Annotated in this window: 13 protein-coding genes; 12 read left to right on the forward strand and 1 reads right to left on the reverse strand. The window is 46.8% G+C overall.

Going from position 1 to position 22199, the window contains the following annotated elements; all coding sequences use genetic code 11:
* Positions 1-118 precede the first annotated feature (118 nt).
* From ACYVI9_RS05680 to ACYVI9_RS05690, 3 genes are all read left to right on the forward strand, one after another.
* The gene (locus ACYVI9_RS05680; RefSeq protein WP_460761829.1) at positions 119-3271 is read left to right on the forward strand and encodes a glycoside hydrolase family 2 TIM barrel-domain containing protein; all 3153 of its coding nucleotides are present in this window, start codon (positions 119-121) and stop codon (positions 3269-3271) included.
* 224 nt (positions 3272-3495) lie between these two features.
* Positions 3496-4992: an aldehyde dehydrogenase (NADP(+)) gene (locus ACYVI9_RS05685; RefSeq protein ID WP_460761832.1), complete on the forward strand. Its 1497-nt coding sequence runs from the start codon at positions 3496-3498 to the stop codon at positions 4990-4992.
* 20 nt (positions 4993-5012) lie between these two features.
* The gene (locus ACYVI9_RS05690; protein WP_460761835.1) at positions 5013-6014 is read left to right on the forward strand and encodes a 4-hydroxyproline epimerase; all 1002 of its coding nucleotides are present in this window, start codon (positions 5013-5015) and stop codon (positions 6012-6014) included.
* 34 nt (positions 6015-6048) lie between these two features.
* Here ACYVI9_RS05690 and ACYVI9_RS05695 read toward each other — a convergent pair whose 3' ends face one another.
* On the reverse strand, positions 6049-6939 hold the full coding sequence (locus ACYVI9_RS05695; protein WP_460761837.1) for an AraC family transcriptional regulator: 891 nt from the start codon (positions 6937-6939) through the stop codon (positions 6049-6051).
* Between the two features lie 322 nt (positions 6940-7261).
* Between ACYVI9_RS05695 and ACYVI9_RS05700 the strand changes: the two genes are divergently transcribed.
* From ACYVI9_RS05700 to ACYVI9_RS05740, 9 genes are all read left to right on the forward strand, one after another.
* Complete coding sequence (locus tag ACYVI9_RS05700) at positions 7262-9622, forward strand: beta-L-arabinofuranosidase domain-containing protein (protein ID WP_460761840.1); 2361 nt, start codon at positions 7262-7264, stop codon at positions 9620-9622.
* A 119-nt stretch (positions 9623-9741) separates the two neighbouring features.
* On the forward strand, positions 9742-10998 hold the full coding sequence (locus ACYVI9_RS05705) for an NAD(P)/FAD-dependent oxidoreductase (RefSeq protein WP_460761842.1): 1257 nt from the start codon (positions 9742-9744) through the stop codon (positions 10996-10998).
* Positions 10999-11252: 254 nt separating this feature from the next.
* The gene (locus ACYVI9_RS05710; RefSeq protein ID WP_460761845.1) at positions 11253-12674 is read left to right on the forward strand and encodes a nucleoside hydrolase-like domain-containing protein; all 1422 of its coding nucleotides are present in this window, start codon (positions 11253-11255) and stop codon (positions 12672-12674) included.
* A gap of 433 nt (positions 12675-13107) precedes the next feature.
* Positions 13108-16272 (forward strand): SusC/RagA family TonB-linked outer membrane protein, encoded by a 3165-nt coding sequence (locus ACYVI9_RS05715; RefSeq protein ID WP_460761848.1) that lies wholly within the window; start codon positions 13108-13110, stop codon positions 16270-16272.
* A 19-nt stretch (positions 16273-16291) separates the two neighbouring features.
* The gene (locus ACYVI9_RS05720) at positions 16292-18058 is read left to right on the forward strand and encodes a RagB/SusD family nutrient uptake outer membrane protein (protein ID WP_460761850.1); all 1767 of its coding nucleotides are present in this window, start codon (positions 16292-16294) and stop codon (positions 18056-18058) included.
* A 19-nt stretch (positions 18059-18077) separates the two neighbouring features.
* Positions 18078-18818: a hypothetical protein gene (locus ACYVI9_RS05725; protein ID WP_460761853.1), complete on the forward strand. Its 741-nt coding sequence runs from the start codon at positions 18078-18080 to the stop codon at positions 18816-18818.
* Positions 18819-18862: 44 nt separating this feature from the next.
* Positions 18863-19852: a hypothetical protein gene (locus ACYVI9_RS05730; RefSeq protein WP_460761856.1), complete on the forward strand. Its 990-nt coding sequence runs from the start codon at positions 18863-18865 to the stop codon at positions 19850-19852.
* A gap of 769 nt (positions 19853-20621) precedes the next feature.
* Positions 20622-21485, forward strand: coding sequence for a pectate lyase family protein (locus ACYVI9_RS05735; protein ID WP_460761859.1), 864 nt, complete (start codon positions 20622-20624; stop codon positions 21483-21485).
* Between the two features lie 170 nt (positions 21486-21655).
* The gene (locus ACYVI9_RS05740) at positions 21656-22123 is read left to right on the forward strand and encodes a hypothetical protein (RefSeq protein WP_460761861.1); all 468 of its coding nucleotides are present in this window, start codon (positions 21656-21658) and stop codon (positions 22121-22123) included.
* Positions 22124-22199: the final 76 nt, after the last annotated feature.

A 22199-nucleotide genomic window follows, 5' to 3' on the forward strand; every position in this document is an offset into this window, starting at 1 on the left:
TCCCGAAAATTGAAGCCTGTGTTTGTGTGCGGATATACCAGGGCGGGCTGGGTAATTTGCCAAATGAATATCCCGCGTTCGTCTTTTAGTAAGCTTTTAAAAAAATAAACAATTCGGAATGAAAGGAGGATTTTTACTGATCACTGCTATGAGCATCCTGCAGGCGGCATGGGGCCAGTCTGCACCGGAATGGGAAAACCCGGAAATTTTTGCCGTCAACAAGGAAGCGACCCGGGCCACGGCACTGCCTTATCCCAGTGAGGCCCTGGCGGCCAGGGATCAATATGCCGCGTCGCCATATTATCAGTCCCTGGACGGTCTCTGGCAATTTTACTGGACGGCCAAAGTCGCCGATCTGCCCCGGGAATTTTATCTGGAAAAGAACTATCATCCAATTACTACCGGCCCCTGGAAAAAAGGCCAGCCCAACCTGACCACTGGTCATTCAGACTGGACCCTGATGCCGGTTCCGGGAAACTGGGAATTTAATGGATATGGCATCCCGATGTATATCAATACGGGTTTCGGGTTTCCCCGGAATCCGCCTTTTATTAACCGGGATGATTCTCCTACCGGCGCTTATCGCCGTCTTTTTGAAATCCCGAAAGACTGGGACGGAAGAAAAATTTTCCTGCATTTTGAAGGCGGCACCAATTCAATGTATGTATGGGTGAACGGACAAAAAGTGGGTTATACTGAAAATGCCAAGAGCCCGGCTGAATTCGATATCAGCCCTTATATCCGGGTTGGCAAGAACCTGCTGGCCTGTGAAGTGCATAAATTCAGCGACGGAACTTATCTGGAGGATCAGGATATGTGGCGTTTGGGTGGCATTAACCGCAGTGTATATTTGTACAGTACCGCAACCACGCGCATCCAGGATTTTTTCTCTCATGCAGATCTGGATGCTGATTACAAGAACGGTCGATTCAGTACTGATGTGAAAATCCGCCATTATGGCAAGGCACCAAAACCGGTATCGGTGTCGGTAACCCTGCTGGACCGGACAGGTAAAAAAGTCTTCCATCAATCCAAAAGCCTTCAGGTAACAGCGGATCATACCGATTCCTTATGGTTTGAGGGCCTGGTTGTATCACCACTGAAATGGACAGCCGAGACACCTCATCTGTATAATATGCTGATCACCTTAAAAGATGACAAGCAACAGGTGATTGAGGCAACCTCCCATAAAATCGGTTTCCGGAAAATAGAAATAAAAGACGGACAGGTGTTGATCAATGGCAAGAAAATTATGTTTAAAGGAGTGAATCTGCATGAGTTCAATACCCTTACCGGTCAGGTCGTAGACAGCATCGTAATGCTGCGCAATATCCGGCTCTTTAAAGAACTCAACATCAATGCGGTGCGGACCTCACATTATCCGCAGCAACCGCTCTGGTATAAATTATGCGATGAATACGGTATTTACCTGGTAGATGAAACCAATCTCGAATCTCATGGGCTCGGCTATGGACCGGATAATGTTTCCAATTTCCCTGAATGGCAGGCTGCCCATCTGGACCGGGTGCAGCGGTTGATTGAGCGGGATAAGAATCACGCCAGCGTGATTTTCTGGTCCCTGGGCAATGAGGCCAGTAACGGCAAGGCATTTTTTACGATGTATGACTGGGCCAAGGCCCGCGATAAAAGCCGACCGGTGCAATACGAACAGGCCCATAATGATCGTAATACGGATATTCTCTGCCCCATGTATCCTTCCTGGACTTCCATGCAGCGGGATGCGAAGAGGGACCTGGGACGCCCCTTTATTATGTGTGAATACGCGCATGCCATGGGTAACAGTATGGGGAATTTTCAGGATTACTGGGATTTGATGCGCAGTAGCAAGAATATGCAGGGTGGCTTTATCTGGGAATGGTACAATCATGGATTTAAAACCAGGGACGAACAGGGGCGCTCTTACTGGGCCTATGGTGGCGACCTGAATGGGTATAATAAACCCAATGACGGTAATTTCTGCATGGATGGTATCATCAGTCCGGATCAGCGATACCTGCCCCATACTCATATCGTCAAAAAGGTCTATCAGAATATATTATTTGAGGCCAGAGACGCGGATAAAGGGATGATAACGGTTATTAACGATTTTAAATTTACTGCAATCAAACCTGAGGATTATGATTTTAAATGGGTGCTGCTCAAAAACGGCGATACCGCGGGTCGTGGCAGTTTTGAAGTCTCCCTGGCTGCTGATTCCCGAAAAGATATTAAGCTAAAGTTACCGCCGATAGAACAGAAGGCCGGCACCGAATACTTTCTGCATCTGTATGCCTATACCGCCAGGAGCAGCCGTTTCCTGCCTGCCGGATTTGAATCTGCCAAAGGAGAGATCGCACTGGGCGCCCACCGATATTTTGAAGTCGGGGCGGCTACCGCAGGAAATATTGAAAAAAAGGAAGATGGTGATAAACTTACGTTTAAGGCAAACGGAGCTACCTATGAGTTTTATAAAAACGGCAGGGGGCTGAGCTCCATTAATGGGAATATTGGCTGGATTTTCAGAAAACATCCCCAACTGAATTTCTGGCGTGCGCCAACTGATAATGATTTTGGTTCAGGTGAACAGTACCGGCTCCGCATTTGGGAAGCGGCATCCCATAATCAACAAACCCGCTTTGTTAATATGCTGGAACAGGACGGTAGGGTTACCCTGAATTATCAGGTGACCTTTCCCGGCCTGGATGCCCGCGTGGATATCAGTTATACCGTTAATACGGACGGCAGCCTGACCATAACTCCGCATTACAAGGCGGGCGCAACACCATTGCCGGAAATGATGCGGTTCGGAATGAATATGGAACTCTCAGAGCGTTTCAGTCATTTTACCTGGTACGGGCGTGGTCCCTGGGAAAACTATGTAGACCGCCATCAGGATGCGTTTATGGCCATTTGGGAAGGTAGCGTGGAAGATCAGGCATTTCCCTATTACCGGCCCCAGGAAGCGGGCAACAAGACCGACCTGCGCTGGATGACGCTTACTGATAAGGAAGGCAAGGGTATCCGGATCACCGGGGCCCAGCCCCTGAGTGCCAGTGCCACCAGCTTCCGGACAGAGGACTGGGACCCTGGTACGACCAAAAAACAACAGCATGCTTCTGATATACTTCCGTCGGGCAATGTAATCGTAAATGTAGATTTATTTCAGCGGGGGCTGGCGGGCCTGAATTCCTGGGGCGCCCGACCCTTGGATCAATACCGTTTTCAGGGTAAGGAATACAGTTATTCCTTTACCATCAGCCTGATCCAGTAGCCTGGAGCTTATCATTAGGTTAGAAGCGCAGGCACTTCGGTTCCTGCGCTTTTTAGTGGCGGACCACCTGGAGAATATGCGTTAAGATCATGCCGGTTTTGAATAAAAATTGCTTATCCCTCAGGGCTCTTAATAGCTATTTTTACTTCAGGCTCCCTGCCTCCTGTGCAGGACCCGTAAAAATCCAAAGGGTGTAGGGCTGTCCGGATATTAATAAAAGAAATATGGAAGTTACAATACAAAAAGTTGAGATGGTGATGCAGCAGGCTACAGCGGCATTTGAACGATACAGGCAGCTTCCAGGCCACCACAGGGCTGGTTTTTTGCGGCAGATAGGGGTTGGGCTGGAAGGCCGCTGTCAGATGCTGGTAGATTTGGCCGCATCGGAGACGCATTTGCCCGAAGGCCGTCTGAGCGGAGAACTGAGCCGGACTATCCACCAGTTGCAAATGTTTGCCGGCCTTCTGGAAGAAGGGTCCTGGGTGGAGGCTGTCATTGATCGGGCAGATGCCTCACGTCAGCCGCAACCTAAACCTGATATCCGGAAAATGTTGCAACCCCTCGGTCCGGTTATTGTGTTCGGCGCCAGTAATTTTCCGTTTGCCTTTTCTACAGCCGGAGGCGACAGTGCCAGCGCATTGGCTGCCGGCGCCAGTATTGTTATTAAGGCACATCCTGCTCATCTGAAGACTTCCAGGGCGGTTTTTGACCTGATGTCAGACGCCATCCGTAAAACAGACCTGCCGTCCTATACCGTTCAGCATCTGGAAGGCGGTTTTGAACTGGGCAAAGCGCTGGTGCAGCATCCGTCAACGGCAGCGGTAGGCTTTACCGGTTCTTTTAGCGGAGGCAAAGCATTGATGGGCTATGCGCAACAAAGGGAAGTACCTATCCCGGTATATGCGGAAATGGGCAGCATTAACCCGGTGGTATTGTATCCTGAATACCTTAGTCTGTATCCGAAACAACTGGCCGCAAAGCTGGCAGCATCCGTCAACCTGGGGGCGGGACAGTTCTGTACCAATCCGGGATTGATGCTGGCGGTTGCTGGGCCTGGTCTGGAGGAGTTTACGAAAAATATAGCCAGTATCTTCGAAACTACCGCAGCGCAACCCATGTTACACAGCGGAATATGTCAAAATTATGAGCGGGAAATTCTTGAGATATTTTCCGAAACGGGACCGGAACTGATTTCGCAAGGCCCACAGCAGGAAGGCTGCGGACGTCCGGTAATCGCAACCATTACAGCGGCAGATTTTTTAGCCGATAACGGACTTCAGCGGGAGATTTTCGGTCCGTTTGCACTAATTGTTACCGCCCGAAATACTGAAGAACTGGCCCTTGTGCTGAAAGGGCTCAAAGGACAACTGACAACAACGCTAATGGCCACCAACAGGGATTTGCTACAGCATGAAACCCTGGTCCGCCTGCAGCAACAATTAGCGGGAAGAATCATCGTCAATGAGGTGCCTACAGGGGTAGAGGTTTGCGCCGGAATGGTACACGGCGGGCCCTATCCTTCCAGCTCAAGTGCTCAGTACAGTTCGGTAGGAACTCTTGCAATCAAACGCTGGACAAGGCCTGTCTGTTATCAGGGGTTCCCGGATTTTTTATTACCGGATGCACTGAAAGACAGCAATCCTTTGCGTATCTTACGTCTGGTGGACAATCGATGGTGTCATCCGGCGGGAGCAAAACCGGATAGCATTCCGCAGCCATAACCCTCATATTACTATTATTTATGAAAAGTAGTTTTTTTTGTATAGACGCGCATACCTGCGGGAATCCCGTCAGGCTGGTGGCAGGTGGTGCGCCGATGCTGGAAGGCCGGACCATGAGTGAGAAACGACAGTTTTTTCTGGAACATTATGACTGGATACGCAGGGGGCTGATGTTTGAGCCCCGGGGCCATGACATGATGAGCGGCAGCATGCTTTATCCACCTGCCGATCCCGGCAACGATATTGCGGTATTGTTCATTGAAACCAGTGGTTGTTTGCCCATGTGCGGTCATGGTACCATCGGGACGATCACCATTGGAATAGAAGAAGGGCTGATCAGACCCCGGGTACCCGGTACTGTTCGGCTGGAAACACCCGCCGGTCTGGTGAAGGCAACTTATAAACAGGAGGGGGGCAAAGTAAAATCAGTGAAATTGGTCAATGTGACGTCTTATCTGGATCAGACCGACTTGATGGTGGATTGCCCGGAGCTGGGTCCCCTGATTATAGATGTGGCTTATGGCGGAAATTTCTATGCGATTGTAGATGTCCAGGAAAATTTCAGGGGGATGGAGCATTATACGGCTTCAGAACTCATTGGCTGGGCCCGGACACTAAGGACGGAAATTAACCGGCTATACAGTTTTCAACATCCCGAAGACCCCACGATAAAGGGATTGCATCATATTATGTGGACAGGAGCGATCTTAGATCCTCAATCGACAGCCAGAAGCGCTGTTTTTTATGGGGAGAAAGCAATCGACCGGAGTCCCTGCGGGACCGGAACCTCCGCAAGGATGGCACAATGGTATGCCAGGGGAAGGCTTACTCCGGGAGATGTTTTTATTCACGAGAGTATCATTGGATCGACTTTCAACGGTACCATTGAAGCCGAGCTTACGCTGGACGATAAACCCGCCATTCGCCCTGGCATAGAAGGATGGGCCCGTATTTATGGGTACAACACGATTAGCATCGATGCGGATGACGATCCCTTTGCTTATGGGTTTTCTGTAATTTGATCAAGCAAAAAAAGCAGCGCTGCTTATTGCGTCCTTAGGAAGCGATCAATTGTATATGCTGTCTGAGTTTCTCGATATATACACTGGGCGATTGCTTGGCAACTGATTTAAAGACCCGGTTAAAATTGGTAATGCTGTTAAAACCACAGTGATAGGCGACCGATGATATGCTATCGTAATTCCCCGCTGCAAATAATTTCCGGGCTTCATTGATGCGGATTTCACTGAGAAAAGAAATAAAGGTTTGCCCAGTATGCTTTTTAAAGAACCTGCAGAAAGCCTGCGGTGTCATAAAGGCTTCCCTGGCTACATCCTCCAGCGTAATATTTTTCTCATAATTATGCAGCATATAATTATAGATATCATTAATGCGCAGGCTTTCGGTTTCATTTGAGCGCAGGCCAGGGCTGGCAGAAAGGCGTTCCGCTTCGGGTGCTGATGATAACAAATGCAGCAATTTGATAAATTGCAGGGTAGCCGGCAGCCCGCCTTCCTGTTCACTGATAAACTGCATTTTTTTACCCACTGCCTGACTGATCCCTTCCGGTATACGCATGCCGGTCTGTGAGCGGTTCAGGAATTGTCGCAACGGTTTGCATTCCGGAATATTGAGCAGGGTATTATTGATCAGCTCCGGATCAAAAAACATATCCAGCGACCGGATCTGTTTGCTGCCCCCGGCGGCAAAATAGGATGCGCTGCTTTTAAAGACATGGGGCTGATTGGCACCGATCAGGAAAATGTCATTGCCCTGAAATTTATGCATATTATTATCGACTACCAGGGTGCCGTGGCCCTGTTGTACCCAAGTGAGCTGCATCTCTTTATGCCGGTGCAGGTAAGGATAGAAATGGGGTAATATTTCTACCCTGGAAACAATTGTTTTGTCATGTTGTATGGGTATTGTGAATTGAAGTACTTTCATAATATCCGTTTGGTGATGGCCCTTGGTTTGATTTGTTAAGTTAACATTTTTAAAAGTCAATTAACAAGAATTACCCGGTTTGAGTTAATTTTTAATTGTAATTGATTAATTTTTGAATAGTGGATCAACCGGACAGGATCTTTTAAACAACCGCTTCATCGCCACTACAGTGGCCGGTTAAAATCCGGCAAGCAATTACCAATAAATGTATAGGAACTACCGCTGTCTTCCGATAAATTTGTCTGGAACAAGTTGGTTGGATGAATTAGAAGTACCAGAAATAGCGAAGCCTGTGCGATTAAGTTTTACGAATAAGCGCCCCATGATATTGCAAAGATTATTTGGAATGGTTTGCCTGATGCTGTTGGTTGTGAAGCTAGCGGCTCAGTCCTATGTACCGGTTAAAAATGATAACCGTTTTGTCATTGCGCCAAAAGTGACGATGGGCGTTTATGGATTCGATCTGTCTGCAATCCGGCTGACGCCGGGTACAAGGTTCAGTAATGCGGCAATCAGGGACGCCGCCTACCTGAAAGAGCTCGATCCAAATCGTTTGCTCAGCCGGTTCTACCGCCATGCCGGTCTGCCGGAAAAAGGCAAAGAGTATGGCGGTTGGGAAAGTGCCGGCCTTTCAGGACATACGATGGGGCATTATTTGTCGGCGGCCAGTATGATGTACGCGGCTACGGGTGATACGCTGCTATTACACCGGGTGCAGTATGCAGTGGAAGAGCTGGCCAAATGTCAGCGGGCCAGAAAAACTGGTTATATCGGTGCGATTCCGAATGAAGACAGCATCTTCTATAAGGTTTCCATAGGCGCTATCAAAAGCGGTGGCTTTGATTTGAATGGGGGCTGGGCGCCCTGGTACACCGTGCATAAGATTATGGCCGGATTGGTGGACACCTATTTATATTGTAATAATAAACAGGCGCTGGAAGTAGCTTGTAATATGGCAGACTGGGCCATTAATCTGTTAAAGAATTTGGATGAAGCTCAGATCCAAAACATGCTGCGTTGTGAATATGGCGGGATGAATGATGTACTTGCCTTTCTGTATGCGATAACCGGTAAAGAGCGTTACCTGCAACTTTCCAATCGATTCTTTGATGATTTTGTTATGGAACCCCTGTCCAGGCAGATAGATGCCCTGCAAAACAAACATGCCAATACCAATATTCCGAAAGGCGTTGGGGCTGCCACAAGATATATCTGGACCGGTGGCCGTACGGATAGTACGATCGCTGCCTTTATGTGGCATACGATTGTAGATCATCATGTTTATGCCAATGGAGGCATAGGCAACTATGAGTACCTGGGGCCGGAAGATAGTCTGTCCAGTCGCCTGAGTGACGATAATACTGAGACCTGTCCAAGCTACAATATGCTGAAGCTTACCCGCCAGTTGTTCGGTCTGCATCCCAGTGCCGAATTGGGAGATTATTACGAATCCACGCTGATCAATCATATCCTGGCATCCCAGAATCCCGAGACGGGGATGATGTGTTATTTTGTGCCCTTACGGTCCGGGGGGATCAAGGAGTTCAGTGACAAATGGCATAGTTTCACCTGTTGTGTAGGCTCAGGAATTGAGAACCACAGTAAATACGGGGAAGGCATATTTTATCAGGGGGTAAACGACAATAGTCTCTATATTAATTTGTTTCTTCCGGCTACACTGGATTGGCGGGAGCAGCAGACTAAAGTGACCATTCAGTCCTCCGTATTAGAGGGAGATGATATTCTTATTCGCATCGATCCGAAAAATAGCCGTCGTTTTCGGTTAAAGCTGCGGAAGCCCGGTTGGTCCGAAACCTGGACGGTCCGGGTGAATAACCAGAAAATAACGACGATGCCGGATGAGGATGGTTTTCTGGAAATTGACAGGGCATGGAAACCGGGGGATCAGGTCACCTACCGGCTTGAAAGAAAGCTGCATGCGGTTTCCATGCCGGATAACCCGGATCGGGCGGCAATCTATTATGGTCCGGTGCTTTTGGCAGGCAACCTGGGAGATACGATTCCTGATGCAGTGATGGGGACACCGGTGCTGCTGACCCGGGACAAGGATCCTGGCCGATGGATTCGGATGACGGATCCCAAACAGCTTCTTTTCAGAAGCAGCGGCGTGGGCCAGCCGGTCGACGTTACCCTACAACCATTTTATAGCACTTATAAAAATTATTATAACGTCTATTTTGACTTTTTTACGCAATCGGACTGGAAGGAAAAGCAGACAGATTATCTGGCAGCCCTGGCTTTGGAAAAACGGCTGGCTCAACGTACCGTGGATCTGTTTCGAATCGGGGAAATGCAGCCTGAAAGAGACCATCACCTGGAAGCTGCCGGAGAGAGTTATGTTAGTGAAGCTTTTAACCGTCACGGCAGGGAAGCCCGGGCCGGGGGAGAATTTTCATTTGACATGCAGCTCAGCGGGAACGGGGCCGACAGTCTGATGGTTACCTATATTGGCGCCGACAGGAATCGGAAATTCGATATTCTTATTGACGATGAACTGTTGAAAACAGAACAGCTTTCTGGCGGCAAGGCGGACGTCTTTTATACCCGAACCTATGCGATACCTCCTGATTGGCAGAAAGCTAAAAAAACCGTGCGTGTACGCTTTATGGCCAACCATGGCGCTACGGCGGGCAGGGTATTTGGCGTGAGAACGATAAAATAAAAATAGCCTTTGGCCCTGGGATCGGAGCTCCGATAAGTCGGTAGCGTAGTCACAAAGTTTTCCGGAATATTTTCAGGTGAACAAATAATTATATAGATTCAGCAAACTTTTCCCGGATTATGGCAAATGCAGTAATTATTGGCGGTGGCATATGCGGTCTTTCATCCGCCTGGTACCTGCATCGTTCAGGCTGGGAAGTGACCGTACTGGATCAGTTTGATTTTTCTGACAACTGCTCTTACGGCAACATGGGGTTTGTTTGTCCCAGTCATTTTATACAACTGGCCAGTCCGGCTATCGTTCGACAGGGTATCCAATGGATGCTGAACAGTCGGAGTCCTTTTTATATTCAGCCCCGTTTCAGTCGATCCTTACTGGGATGGGTTCGAGCCTTCCTGACAGCGGCAACAAATACCCGGGTGCAACAACATGGTGTCCCCCTTCGTGATATAGGCTTACTGAGCCGCCATGAATATGAGCATCTCTGGCAACAGGAACTTGATTTCGAATACCGGCGAAACGGCATGCTGGAGATTTTCCGAACGCAAAAAGGTAAGCGGGAATCGGCAGAAGTAGTGGCGTTCGGAAAGCGACTTGGCCTGGATATCGATTTGGTCGACTCCGATCAGTTGCAGCAACTGGAACCACAAACACAAATTAATGCCCTGGGGGCTGTCCATTATAAGTGTGACGGGTATTTGGATCCGAATGGCATGATGCAGGCACTGCACAAAAAATTAATTCAGCAGGGCGTCCAACTGGTTTCAGGAGCCTGTGTGCAGGATGTACAAATATCGGCAGGGCGCCTGGAAGCAGTACGAACGGCTACCACAGCTTATACGGCAGATGCTTTTGTACTGGCCGCAGGCGCTTGTTCCGGAGCGCTGGCCCGGAAATTACAATTGAAACTTCCCATGGTAGGTGGTCGGGGTTATTCGCTGACGCTTCCCATCAGTCACCCTCCGATGGACCTGCAGCATCCCGGTATTCTGCTTGAGGGGCGGTGTGCCTTTACGCCGGTTAGTCCGGGTAAGATACGTTTCGGTGGGACCATGGAAATTACCGCTTTAAATACGGCCCCCCGCTATGAAAGGGTAAAAACTATGCTGCGTGCGGTGCAGGATTTTTTTCCGGAAATTGAAATTTCCTATGAAAGGATTGTTCAGGATATCTGGTCGGGTTTCCGTCCGGTATCCGGGGACGGCATGCCCTATATCGGCAGTTCCTCGAAATGGCAAAACCTGGTCATCGCCACCGGTCATGCCCAGTTGGGTATCAGCCTGGGTGCTGCCACCGGCCTGCTGGTTGCGGAGATCCTAAATGGAAATCCGCTCTCAGTTGATATTCGTGCTTTTTCTCCCGGACGTTTTGGCTGAAATCTGTTTCGAAGCTGCCGACGCTTTGCTTATGACAGCTTAAGCAGCCAAGCCACATGGACTTCTGTTTTACCTATTACTTTGTCGGCGATTGGATTTCACCTTTGATGTGATTTTCGTGAATGGCGCTGTTTTTTGACATTACTGTAAAGGATAATTTGTAGTTTTATAGCGTATAGTTATGGAATGGAAGCTTGATTAGCACCATTAACTAAGCGAATAAAGACAACTGGCAACAGCGCATTGTAGAAATCATGAATCGAAACCTTCTCTCCCTAATTTTCATTATCTCATTACTAGTATGCCCTGATAAAGTTTGGACTCAAATTGAAAAGCCCAGAGTTATTGTTACGACTGATGGTGAAGCCGATGACCGGGCTTCTATGGTTCGGTTTTTGCTTATGTCTAACGAATTGGAAGTGGAGGCTATCGTTAATAGTAGTTCAGAGTTTCATTGGGTGGGAGGTAAGGGCTGGAATGCTTTCCATCCGGCTCAGTGGGTTGCGGAGTATATTAATGCTTATGCAAAAGTTTATGAAAACCTGTGTAAGCACGATGCTGCCTACCCAAGTCCCGACTATCTATTAAGTTGCTGGAAGGTAGGCAATATTAATGCGGTTGGGTCGTATGAAGAAGATACGGAGGGAGCAATATTTATAGCCCGTATCTTGCTTGACGATGCTGATTCGAGGCCTATATGGATTCAGGCATGGGGCGGGTGTAATACGATTAGCGCAGCTTTGCGAATAATTGAACGAGACCATCCTTCGCAAATGAAAAGGGTTGCGACTAAATTGCGTTTGTTTCTTATCTGGGAACAGGATAATAGTTATCAGAACTATATAAGGCCCCACTGGGAAAAATATAATATCCCAACCATAATTTCTGACCAGTTTGATTGCATGGCATACGTCTGGAAAAAGGTACTTCCGCCTCAGGTAAAACAATTTTTTGAACGGCAGTGGTTCCAAAACAATATCCTGACAGGTCACGGGCCTCTTTGCGATCTATATGAGGATAAAGATGGAGCATTTAATGCTGAAGGCGACACGCCAGCCTTTCTTCACGTTATTCCAAATGGTCTTAGGAGTATTGAATGGCCAGCATTTGGTGGCTGGGGCGGGCGTTATGTAAATGTGAGGAACAATGTTTGGATGGACCCACGCCCCGACTCAGGTTTCGTTTACCCCCAGGGACAATGGGGGATCAGCAGCAGCTGGTCCAAAAAAATGGAAAATGATAGTAGTCCTGCGAAGATCGAACGACGCACTAACTACTTTAAGCCAATCTGGCGGTGGCTGGATGTAGTTCAAAATGAATTTGCCGCCCGGGCAGATTGGTGTGTTATGGATTTCAACTCTGCAAACCATCCACCTCAAGTCATATTAAAGAATCAACAGTTAAATAGAAAAATTAGTAAAGGCAACTATATTGTATTAGATGCCTCACTCAGTAAAGATTCCGACGGGGATTCACTACATTATCGATGGTGGCAATATGTTGAAGCAGGTACTTATAAGGGTGAAGCGATTGAAGAAACTACCAATGCAAAAGTTAGCATAAGCATACCCGACAAAGCTACGTCAGGTACAACGATCCACATGATTTGTGAAGTCTCGGATAATGGGCCATGCGCCTTAACAAGATATCAACGTGTAATTCTTGAGATTCAATAGAAAAGCTCCTGAATCCCTGTTTCTGTACCCTACTTAAAGCACTATTACCGGCGCTGGGAGGTTCATGCCATTTAAAAGCCGGTATTTCAAGGACCGGTTGGATAGCTTAGTTTCTGTACCGCTGATTTTTATCTGGCTTGAATCCCTCTCTTTACTATTGTTGACAAGCGTAGTACCCGTTGGGTCTTGGTTTGCGCGCTTGTCTGCCAACTTCCGGAAATCATATAGCCGAAATAAATTTTGAATTTGCCTTGTGCACCTGCTGGATTTTAACAGTGGAAAGCAGGATTTTACCCAGTTTTTCAAAAAAATAACTTAAAAGTCATATCCTATAAAATATGTCTCTACCTTGGAAGAGAGAAAAAATTGCGAGAGGATTTCTGATAGAAATTTAAAGTAACTGTTTTATTATTTAAACGAAAAAAGGCTGCGAATGAAAAAGAGCTATTTTTTTGCGTGTGTACTGTGCCTTCTTGTATGTGTACATACTGTAGTTGCTCAAACCAGAACGGTCACCGGTAAGGTGCAGGATAGTACCGGCTCACCGATTTCGAGCGCTTCTGTAATTGTACAGGGAACCAATCTGGGTACGTCGACAGATGTAGCGGGGCGTTTTTCCCTACAGTTTGTCGGAGCGGAAAAAATGATCGAAGTTTCCGCAGTAGGGTATCTCCAGAAGGAAGTATCCCTGGATGGTCAGTCTGAGTTACTGATTATTCTGGAGCCGGAACAAGGCAGGCTCGAAGAAGTCGTTTTGATCGGATATCAGAAAGTTACCAGAAAAAAAGCCACTGCTTCAATTTCCAGTATCAGCGGCCGGGAAATTGAGAACCTGCCCATGTCGAGTTTCGATCAACTGATGCAGGGGCGTCTCTCGGGCGTGAATGTTCAGAATTTTAGTGGGGATCCCGGTGCGCGCGCCGCAGTCAGTGTCCGTGGCAGCAGTCTGGTGAGTTCCAGCTGGGACCAGAATAATGTGATCAGCTCTCCCTTATATGTAGTGGATGGGGTGCCCCAATCCAATGAGGAGTATGTAACGCCGGGAGCGGGCACAGGTATGAACTATTTAGCGGGTATCAATCCGAATGATATTGAATCGATTGATGTACTGAAAGATGCATCTGCTGCGGCGATCTATGGATCCAGAGCTGCCAATGGGGTGATTCTGATTACAACAAAAAAGGGACGGAGCGGTGCACCGCGCGTCACTTTTTCCGGCTATACAGGTTTGACCGAACGACCCAAACTCAGGGAAGTAACGCTGGGCACCACCGAACGAAGACAAAAATTGAAAATCCTTCAAAGCCAGCTGACCTATGCGCAACAGCAACAGTTACCCTATATGCTGACTGATAGTCTGAATCCCGCTTTTAATGGCAACACGGACTGGCAGGGACTGTTTTACCAGAATGGAACCATCAACAATGCAGATTTGGGCATTACAGGTGGGAACGATATGTCTTCCTATCGTTTCAGTACCGGGTATTATGATGAATCGGGCATTATCAAGGCCACCGGCTTTAAGCGGTATTCTGCCAGACTCAATTTGTTATCAAAGGCGCTCAAGGGTAAACTGGAAATCAATCCAATACTTTTTTATACCCGTACTTCCAGAAGCAGGGGATTGGGCTCTGATCCGAGGTATAATAATACCAATCCTTTTAGTCTGGGTGCTGGAAATATGCCATCGTCCCTTTTTAATTTAAGCGATGCGAAAAAGGAAGCAATACTTGCTGCTTATGATGAGAATCTTGACCGTAATCTGGCCAATGTATTTAATATGAACCTTAACCTGGCGTACAATTTTAATGCACATCTGAGATTCAGCTCATTGAGTTCTTATAAATACAGCACTTCACGCAGGGATTTTAACCGCACCAGCGCCATGGAGAGCAACCTGGGAAATTATTCCTACACCTACAGTGACCAAACCGAGGATATGCTGACTTCTAATTATTTCTCCTATACCAACACCTGGGGGGATCATAATTTCAGCGGTGTCGCAGGTCAGGATATTCAATTCAATGTTTTCGAAAACACTTCGGCGTCGGGTGCCTATGGCGCTTCGGATAATATCAAGGTCGTTCAGGGCTTTTTGCAGGATAATATTACTGCCTATTCCGATTACCAGTCCTACGGTCTTTTGTCCTATTACAGTCGTCTGTCCTATGATTACAAGGACCGTTATCTGTTTTCATTTGCAGGAAGATGGGATGGCTCTTCCCGTTTTGGAGAAGGTAATAAATGGGGTTTTTTCCCTTCGGGATCGGCAGCCTGGATTTTGTCTGAAGAGGCGTTTTTCCGTGAGCTGCTACCCGTATTTAATTTGTTTAAAATTAGAGGCTCTTACGGTACCTCTGGTAGTCTGCCTTCACAGAATTACCTGCAGTATAATTTGTACAATGTGAATGCCGGTGGCTACGGTGGAAATGCAGGCGCCACTTCGTATAATGGCACCACTGCAATTACGCCGAATTTTTATAATGGCGCCGCGCAACCAACCCTTTCCTGGGAAAAGTCCACGCAGTGGAATGTGGGTCTGGATATGGAATTGGAAAAGGGGCGCTATTCAGGATCCATCGATATTTATAATAAGGAAAGTTCCCTGCAACTTTTCTCAGTGAATCTGCCGGTGACGACCGGATATACGAAGGCGCTGACCAATGCTATCGGCGTCAGAAATGCAGGTGTGGAACTCACTATAGCTGCCAATCCGCTGCCAAAGAGTAGCCCGGTTCAGTGGTTCAGCCGCCTGAATGTCAGCTATAATAAAAATGCAATTATGAACCTGCCAAACGGCAACCGCGATCTGGTACTGGATGGGGATCGTTTCGATAAATCCCATATTCTTTCGGTGGGCAGTCCCATCAATGCCTTTTATCTGTTAAGGACCCTGGGTGTGTTTGCGACTGAGGATGACATCCCCGTCAATCCGTTCACGGGAGAGAAATACCGGAATTCGAATGGTACCTATACCGCCGGTGCCTTTTATCTGGCCGACCTGGATGGCGATAATTTTATCGATATTTTTAACAGTGGTATCAATCCGGATAAAATACCCATGGGCGACCCCAATCCCCGGATTACCGGTGGCTGGACCAATAATATTACCTGGAAAAATTTTACGCTCGGACTCTTTTTCAATTTTGTATTTAAAAGAGATATTCTCAATCTGTATCTCGCTGATCAGTTTAGCAATTCGACCGCTGGCGATGCTACGTCTAATTTTGTATTATACAGTACCCCCAATCTGGACGCCATCGACATCTGGCGACAGCCCGGCGATCAGGCCACATATGCCAAATACGATCTGGGGACCTATCTGTACTACTATACTTCTGCACAGTCTTTTTTCCTGACCAAGGGAGATTTTGTCAGATTAAAGAATATCAATCTTCAGTACCGACTTCCGGAGCACCTGACAAATAAATGGGGGATTGGCGGTTGCAAAATGTTCCTGACATTGGACAATGCTGCCCGCTGGCAAGCTTCCAGGTTATTACCGGATGCAGAGAATGTTAACTCTTACGGGGAGTATGCCGGTGATGGCTATCCGATTCCAAGAAAATATACGTTTGGGCTGCAGTTTCAATTTTAAATCCTGAAAAAACTAGACAATGCAACAAAGAAATACATACCGCTTTTTTTTAGTGCTGTTGCCGGTACTGGTGCTGCTCATGGGTTCCTGTAAGAAGATTTTGGAACAGGAACCCCGGAATTCAACTTATGATAAAGTATTCTGGCAAACAGCCAAGGATCTTGAATCTGCCATCGCCGGGAATTATTCGCTGCTGAGGGCCTCCTTAACTGCAACTTCTGCCTACGATGGAAATGCATTCAGGTACAATATGTATGGCGATGTGGAGACTACTGCCACCAGCTATGTAACTATCAACTACAATGGTGACGGATTGGAAGGTATTCAGGGCGGCGACTTCACCTTCCAGTATAATATTCAGACCCTGGGTGACTGGACCAATTTTTATAAGACGATTGCCTACTGTAATATCCTGTTGAAAAAAGTGCCGGGTATCGAAGATGGGTTACTGGAGGGGGATGTGACGGATGTGACCGGTTTCAAAAACAAAATTATGGGACAGGCGCTGTTCATCCGGGCACTGAGCTATTTTGAATTGGTGAAAGTCTGGGGCGATGTGCCAGTTGTTACCGAAGCTTATGAGGATGTTATGAGCGCTCCTCAACTACCGCGTTCGGACAAGAAGGAAGTAATGCAACTGATCGAAGATGATTGTCATAAGGCAATGGACATGCTCCAATGGGGGAATGAACAGGTCTCGGAAAGAGGTGTCATTGCGAACCGGGGTTCGGTTTATGCTTTACTGGCCCATCTGTACCTCTGGCGGGCCACTATGAGCGATGTTCATACCGACGAGCCGAATATGACTGACGTCAATAACGCGGATACCACCCTCAGCAAATTGGTCGCCATGGGAGGCTATGCACTGGTAGATACCGCCAGTTATGGCCAGCAGTTTGTCAACCCTTCCAGTGAAAGCATTTTTGAACTTGCCATGAGTGAGAACAATAAAGAAGGGGCTTATTCGCATATCGGGCTGGGTTTTCTCACCGGGACCTATGTGGAAGGATATGGGTCCACACCCCGCTTCTGGGTGCCCGATCAGTACGTAGATACCCATTATGGTGTGACGCGCACAGGCTATGGGGAAGGCTGGGTGTACTGGCCCAATGGCTGGAACTGGTATTCGCTCAAAGTGGTTGGCACCCGTTATTATGTAACGATTGACGGGGTGGAGACGGATGTTACGGATTATGTCGATGGTGCCATGGGGCCGGGCTTTGCGTACGTATATTATGCCAATATTGATGATTACAAACTGGAAAAAGTGGGCGGTACGGGACCGGATCTGGGAGAAGTGCGCTACCGGAATAATTTTTCGAAATCCGGTAGTCAGGGCACTACGCTGATAAAATACCGGAACATTATTTACAGAAATCCCGGTAACAAGACTGATGGTTATCTGAGCAATAATCTGCCGATTTTCCGCTTCAGCGGTATCCGGCTCCTGCAGGCTGAAGTGGCTTTATACAAGAATGACCTGGCTAAAGCCGTGGAGATTATTAATTTTTTCCGGGACCGTAATAATTCGGCTTCTGCCCGGGTGAGTGTCGCCGATGGTAAATTCAATCTGACCAAAGAATATATATTGGAACGGGGTAAAGAAATGTATATGGAGGGCCATATTTATTTTGATTTGCTCCGTACCAGGATGTATTCCGAGTTTATCAGCTGGCTCAGCGGCCCCCGTTTTCAGGCGGAAGGGTTTTACTGGCCGGTATATCCGTTACTGTTCAACGACAACAAGTTTCTTACCCAGACCTCCTATTGGCGGGGTAAAATTTAAACGAATTAAATAAAGTGCAATGAAACCGAGTCAATCAATTTTTCAGGAATTCAGGAAGGTTATCAGACAATCTCACACCGTGTACTTTTATGGTTCCGCAGTTTGGATCATTGGAATACTGTTGCTTCTCGGAGCATGTAAAAAGGAGTATGCGGTAGATGGTGGTACTTCTGAGGAGCGGGTGGACATGAGTACCTATGACTATTTGAGTTCCAAGCCTGTTTTTTCTTCCCTGGTCCATCTGATTGACCGGGCAGGACTGAAAGATGCAGTAAATAGCGAATCTACTTTTTTTGCTACGACCAATTACGGGGTAGATGAATACCTGAAAGCCATGAAGAACCTGCGGGCAGTTGAACTGGGAGATGAGAATATTACTTATACTTTGGACAGTATACCGCTCTGGAGATTGGATTCGCTCAAAATGTATATTTTCCCTCAAAAGCTCAACAGAGACCAGCTCAATACCAAGGGTGCCTTCTATCAGTCCAGTTATGGAGCCATGACGAACATAAGGCTCAAATTGGGATTGTCCAGGTCTTACAGTTACGGAAATTATGTAGACTACGTGGATTATATTACTTATACCAAAGTAATTGACCAGGATGATGCCGATGTGCTGGACGCTTCTACTATCCCGGCCGGACAGATCGACAAGACGGTTTTTGTACAATCTTCAGGAATTGTGACCAATAATGGTATTGTGCATGCACTGGATGGATATCACCGATTGTTTTTTAACGAGAATAGTGTGAATTAAAACCTTGGATTTTCAGGCGTTTGTAAAACTAAAATTAGTACACCATGAGAAAAATCCTAATACCTGCACTGAGTTTTGTCGTTCTGGCAGCCTTAAACTGTAAAAAGATACAGGAAGGCTTTCTGAGCGAAACACTGCGGTATACTTCTCCGGATTTGTATTGCCAACGGGGATTGCCGCTGGTGCAGTCGGCCAAGATATTTGCGGATGGTTCCACACCACCGTTGCAATTTGAACTGTTGAATCTCAGGGACAGTTCCGGCGGTCCTCTGCCCGAAGCTTTTAATACCAAATATGACGTAACGGTTTTTAAAGAGGGGATGTCTTTCAATGTGGACACCGACACAACCGTGGAGCTGTTGAATGCCAAAAGGGAAACAGTATCGGTTTATCCCATGGAATTCAATACTTCCAGCGGACAATTGAGTTTTAATAAGGCCGCCTTGAATATACCTCTGGGCATCTATAATTTTGATATAAAAGCAACCAACCGGGCGGGATCCCGGGTTTATCCCAGTTTTGGCCGTATCCATGTGGTCGATCCCACCCAGGATGACATTCTGGAAGTTGAAGATAATGTAAATAACGCATTTGATGCTGCTGGTGACAGTTATGCCAAACGCAATCCGGTACTGAAATTTACACGTGTATCCGCTGAAGGAGCTCGTATTATCCTCAAATTATCTGATAAGAATGGCAATCCTTTTAACCCCAAAAAAGGAGAGGTGATTGCCCGCGGTGACCGGCCTTCCTTTCTGAGTTATGCCAAATTCCATCCGGTTGAAATCACCGACACGGCAATGATATGTGATTTTGAAGTGGCGCCCTTTCCTCTTTCTGATTATATTGATGCCACCGGATATAACTGGAGCCATCTGATTTATTACCGGGTGCCCGCCAGCAACGTAATTTTTGACGGATCTGCGGCAGGTCAACTGAGCGCCAATCCTCGATTTGCATTTTCCATAAAGATGGAAGGCACATTTATTGTGGAATTTCAGATGCCCGATGTGGAAAGAGTGCCAACACCTTAGAAAATTATAGCCGGCAGCCTTGCCTTAAAGGCCGGTCTGCGTAGCCATAAAAGGGCAGGGGAGGTAATATCGATGGAAGGGTTTTGCTTTTCAATATGCTAGTTGATTAAGACCTACTGGACTTAGTTTAATAATTATATTTTCATAATACTACTTGTTTTCCTGGCAGCTGGTGCCTTTCCGGGAGCGCAGATGCTTTCAATTGTAACGCGCCCGGTCTGAAACATAACCGGGTTTAACAAAAAATGGACGGATACACGCCAAAATCTGACCTATTGGGCATTAGCAGGATCTCACCGGTTGAATATTTTGAGAAATCCCAATCTCCAATCAGGAACCGCAGTTCCAGAACCCTGATTTACCATTATTTCAGGCGCTAACTCTCTGAAATTCCACAATTTTCCCGTTCTCTTATGCCGACATTACCCGTAAATCGGAAGAATAAGTGCTTGATATTGCAATTGAGACCAATTTCCAGACCTTTTCTGACAAAAATTGAACTGCTACTTTATATAGAGAGAGTAATTTGCCCATTCGAATAAATTAAAAGGGTTCACCTGTTTTTTATTGGTTGCGTATACGTTTGCCTAAGTAGAAATCTGAGCCAGAAAGTCCTGAACCATCCTATTATGATAGACAACTATGATACAAGCTGACATATAGGTAATCATTTACCAGGTTGTCCCAAAATTGTATTCGCATGGGTAGGTCGCCTGCCGTGCTACTTGAAACAGCAATAAATTTTATATCATCTTATAAGTTAACAATTATGAAGTTCATTCAGTTATTATCCATACTGGTTCCGGTTTTAATGTGCATACAAGCATGTCATCGCATTCCAATTATCCCTGACAAACCCGGTACAGACATTGAAGGCCTGGCTTTTCCATCCGCAGAAGGTTATGGGAAATGGGCTTCGGGAGGACGTGGAGGGCAGGTGGTTGAAGTGACAACCACCGAAGACGACGGCACCGCTAATTTGGTTGGGAGTCTTCGCTGGGCTTTAAAGCAGTACCCCGGGGAGCCGATCACTATCGTTTTTAGGGTATCAGGAATTATAGATCTGAAGGGAGTGGAAATGCGAAGCAAGCGTAATAATATTACGATCGCCGGGCAGACGGCCCCTGGCGACGGAATTTGTATTAAGGGCGAATCCTTCAATCTTGGGGGCAGCTTCAATGTGATTGTTCGTAATTTGAGATTCCGCACTGGTGCCTATACGCCTGGTGGTGCAGAAGTGAACGCCGCCAGTGTTATTCTGGAAAACGGCGGTAACTTTATTTTTGATCATTGTTCCATGTCCTGGTCTTCAGAAGAATTGTGTGATTTTACGGATGATCATGATCTCACGGTGCAATATTGTATTTTCTCTGAAGGATTGTATCAGTCGGTAAACGGGAAGGGCGCCCGCGGTTACGGACCCGTTATTGGTGGTGAGGGAGCTAGCTATCACCACAACCTGATTGCCCATACTGTTTCAAGATCACCTCGCTTTGGTGTAACAACGAAAGTGGATTCGGCGGTGTTGATTGATTACGTAAATAATGTCAACTATAATTTTGGAAAAAGCAATTCCTGTTACGGTGGTGAAAATGAGCTGGGCCTCATGGTACGGAACGCATTAATTTTGTAAACAATTATTATAAGCACGGTCCGGCCTATCCTGGCACCAGAACTGCGAAATTTGCGAAGGCTTCTTACGAGGTTGGCGCCCAGGGCACCTATTATACGAAATGGCATCTTAGTGGTAACTACATTGATGGATCGGCCAGTGCGGCCCTAAATACCGACAATTATCTGGGTTTGGACATTGACGAGTATATAGAGAATGTACCCGAGGGTGTCACGGTCACGATCGATGATTTAAAGTCAGCACATCATGAGGTGAAATACCCGATAACCACTGAGCCTGCGGAGAATGCATTTAATACGATCATGATAAAATCTGGTGCTTTTCCACGTGATCCCATCGATCAAAGGGTTATTCACGAGGCTGTTACCGGGACCGCTACCTATCATGGTCAATTTAATAATTATGCGCAAAGCGGTATTATCGACAGTCCTTCAGATGTTGGTGGTTGGCCGGTATATAACACCTACAATACGATAACCGACAATGATCATGATGGAATGGATGACAGGTGGGAGACAAAAAAAGGTTTGAATCCTTCAATTCCCGAAGACAGGAACAAAGTAACAATAAGTGGATACACCGCTTTGGAAGTTTATCTGAACAGCCTGATGGGAGAACATATTCCTTTTGATTTTTAGAATGTAAAGAAGATAGGTGCACGATTTTGTAGTCGCAAGTAATCAGTTGATGTTTACATCGAATGGATATTGTGCT

The sequence above is a fragment of the Niabella terrae genome (assembly GCF_054783135.1).

Excerpts from the sequence above, each read along its gene's own strand:
- ACYVI9_RS05690 (WP_460761835.1), top strand. The coding sequence starts at position 5,013 with ATGAAAAGTAGTTTTTTTTGTATAGACGCGCATACCTGCGGGAATCCC.
- ACYVI9_RS05715 (WP_460761848.1), top strand. The coding sequence starts at position 13,108 with ATGAAAAAGAGCTATTTTTTTGCGTGTGTACTGTGCCTTCTTGTATGT.
- ACYVI9_RS05730 (WP_460761856.1), top strand. The coding sequence starts at position 18,863 with ATGAGAAAAATCCTAATACCTGCACTGAGTTTTGTCGTTCTGGCAGCC.
- ACYVI9_RS05720 (WP_460761850.1), top strand. The coding sequence starts at position 16,292 with ATGCAACAAAGAAATACATACCGCTTTTTTTTAGTGCTGTTGCCGGTA.
- ACYVI9_RS05735 (WP_460761859.1), top strand. The coding sequence starts at position 20,622 with ATGAAGTTCATTCAGTTATTATCCATACTGGTTCCGGTTTTAATGTGC.
- ACYVI9_RS05725 (WP_460761853.1), top strand. The coding sequence starts at position 18,078 with ATGAAACCGAGTCAATCAATTTTTCAGGAATTCAGGAAGGTTATCAGA.
- ACYVI9_RS05700 (WP_460761840.1), top strand. The coding sequence starts at position 7,262 with ATGATATTGCAAAGATTATTTGGAATGGTTTGCCTGATGCTGTTGGTT.
- ACYVI9_RS05710 (WP_460761845.1), top strand. The coding sequence starts at position 11,253 with ATGAATCGAAACCTTCTCTCCCTAATTTTCATTATCTCATTACTAGTA.
- ACYVI9_RS05685 (WP_460761832.1), top strand. The coding sequence starts at position 3,496 with ATGGAAGTTACAATACAAAAAGTTGAGATGGTGATGCAGCAGGCTACA.
- ACYVI9_RS05695 (WP_460761837.1), bottom strand. The coding sequence starts at position 6,939 with ATGAAAGTACTTCAATTCACAATACCCATACAACATGACAAAACAATT.
- ACYVI9_RS05705 (WP_460761842.1), top strand. The coding sequence starts at position 9,742 with ATGGCAAATGCAGTAATTATTGGCGGTGGCATATGCGGTCTTTCATCC.
- ACYVI9_RS05680 (WP_460761829.1), top strand. The coding sequence starts at position 119 with ATGAAAGGAGGATTTTTACTGATCACTGCTATGAGCATCCTGCAGGCG.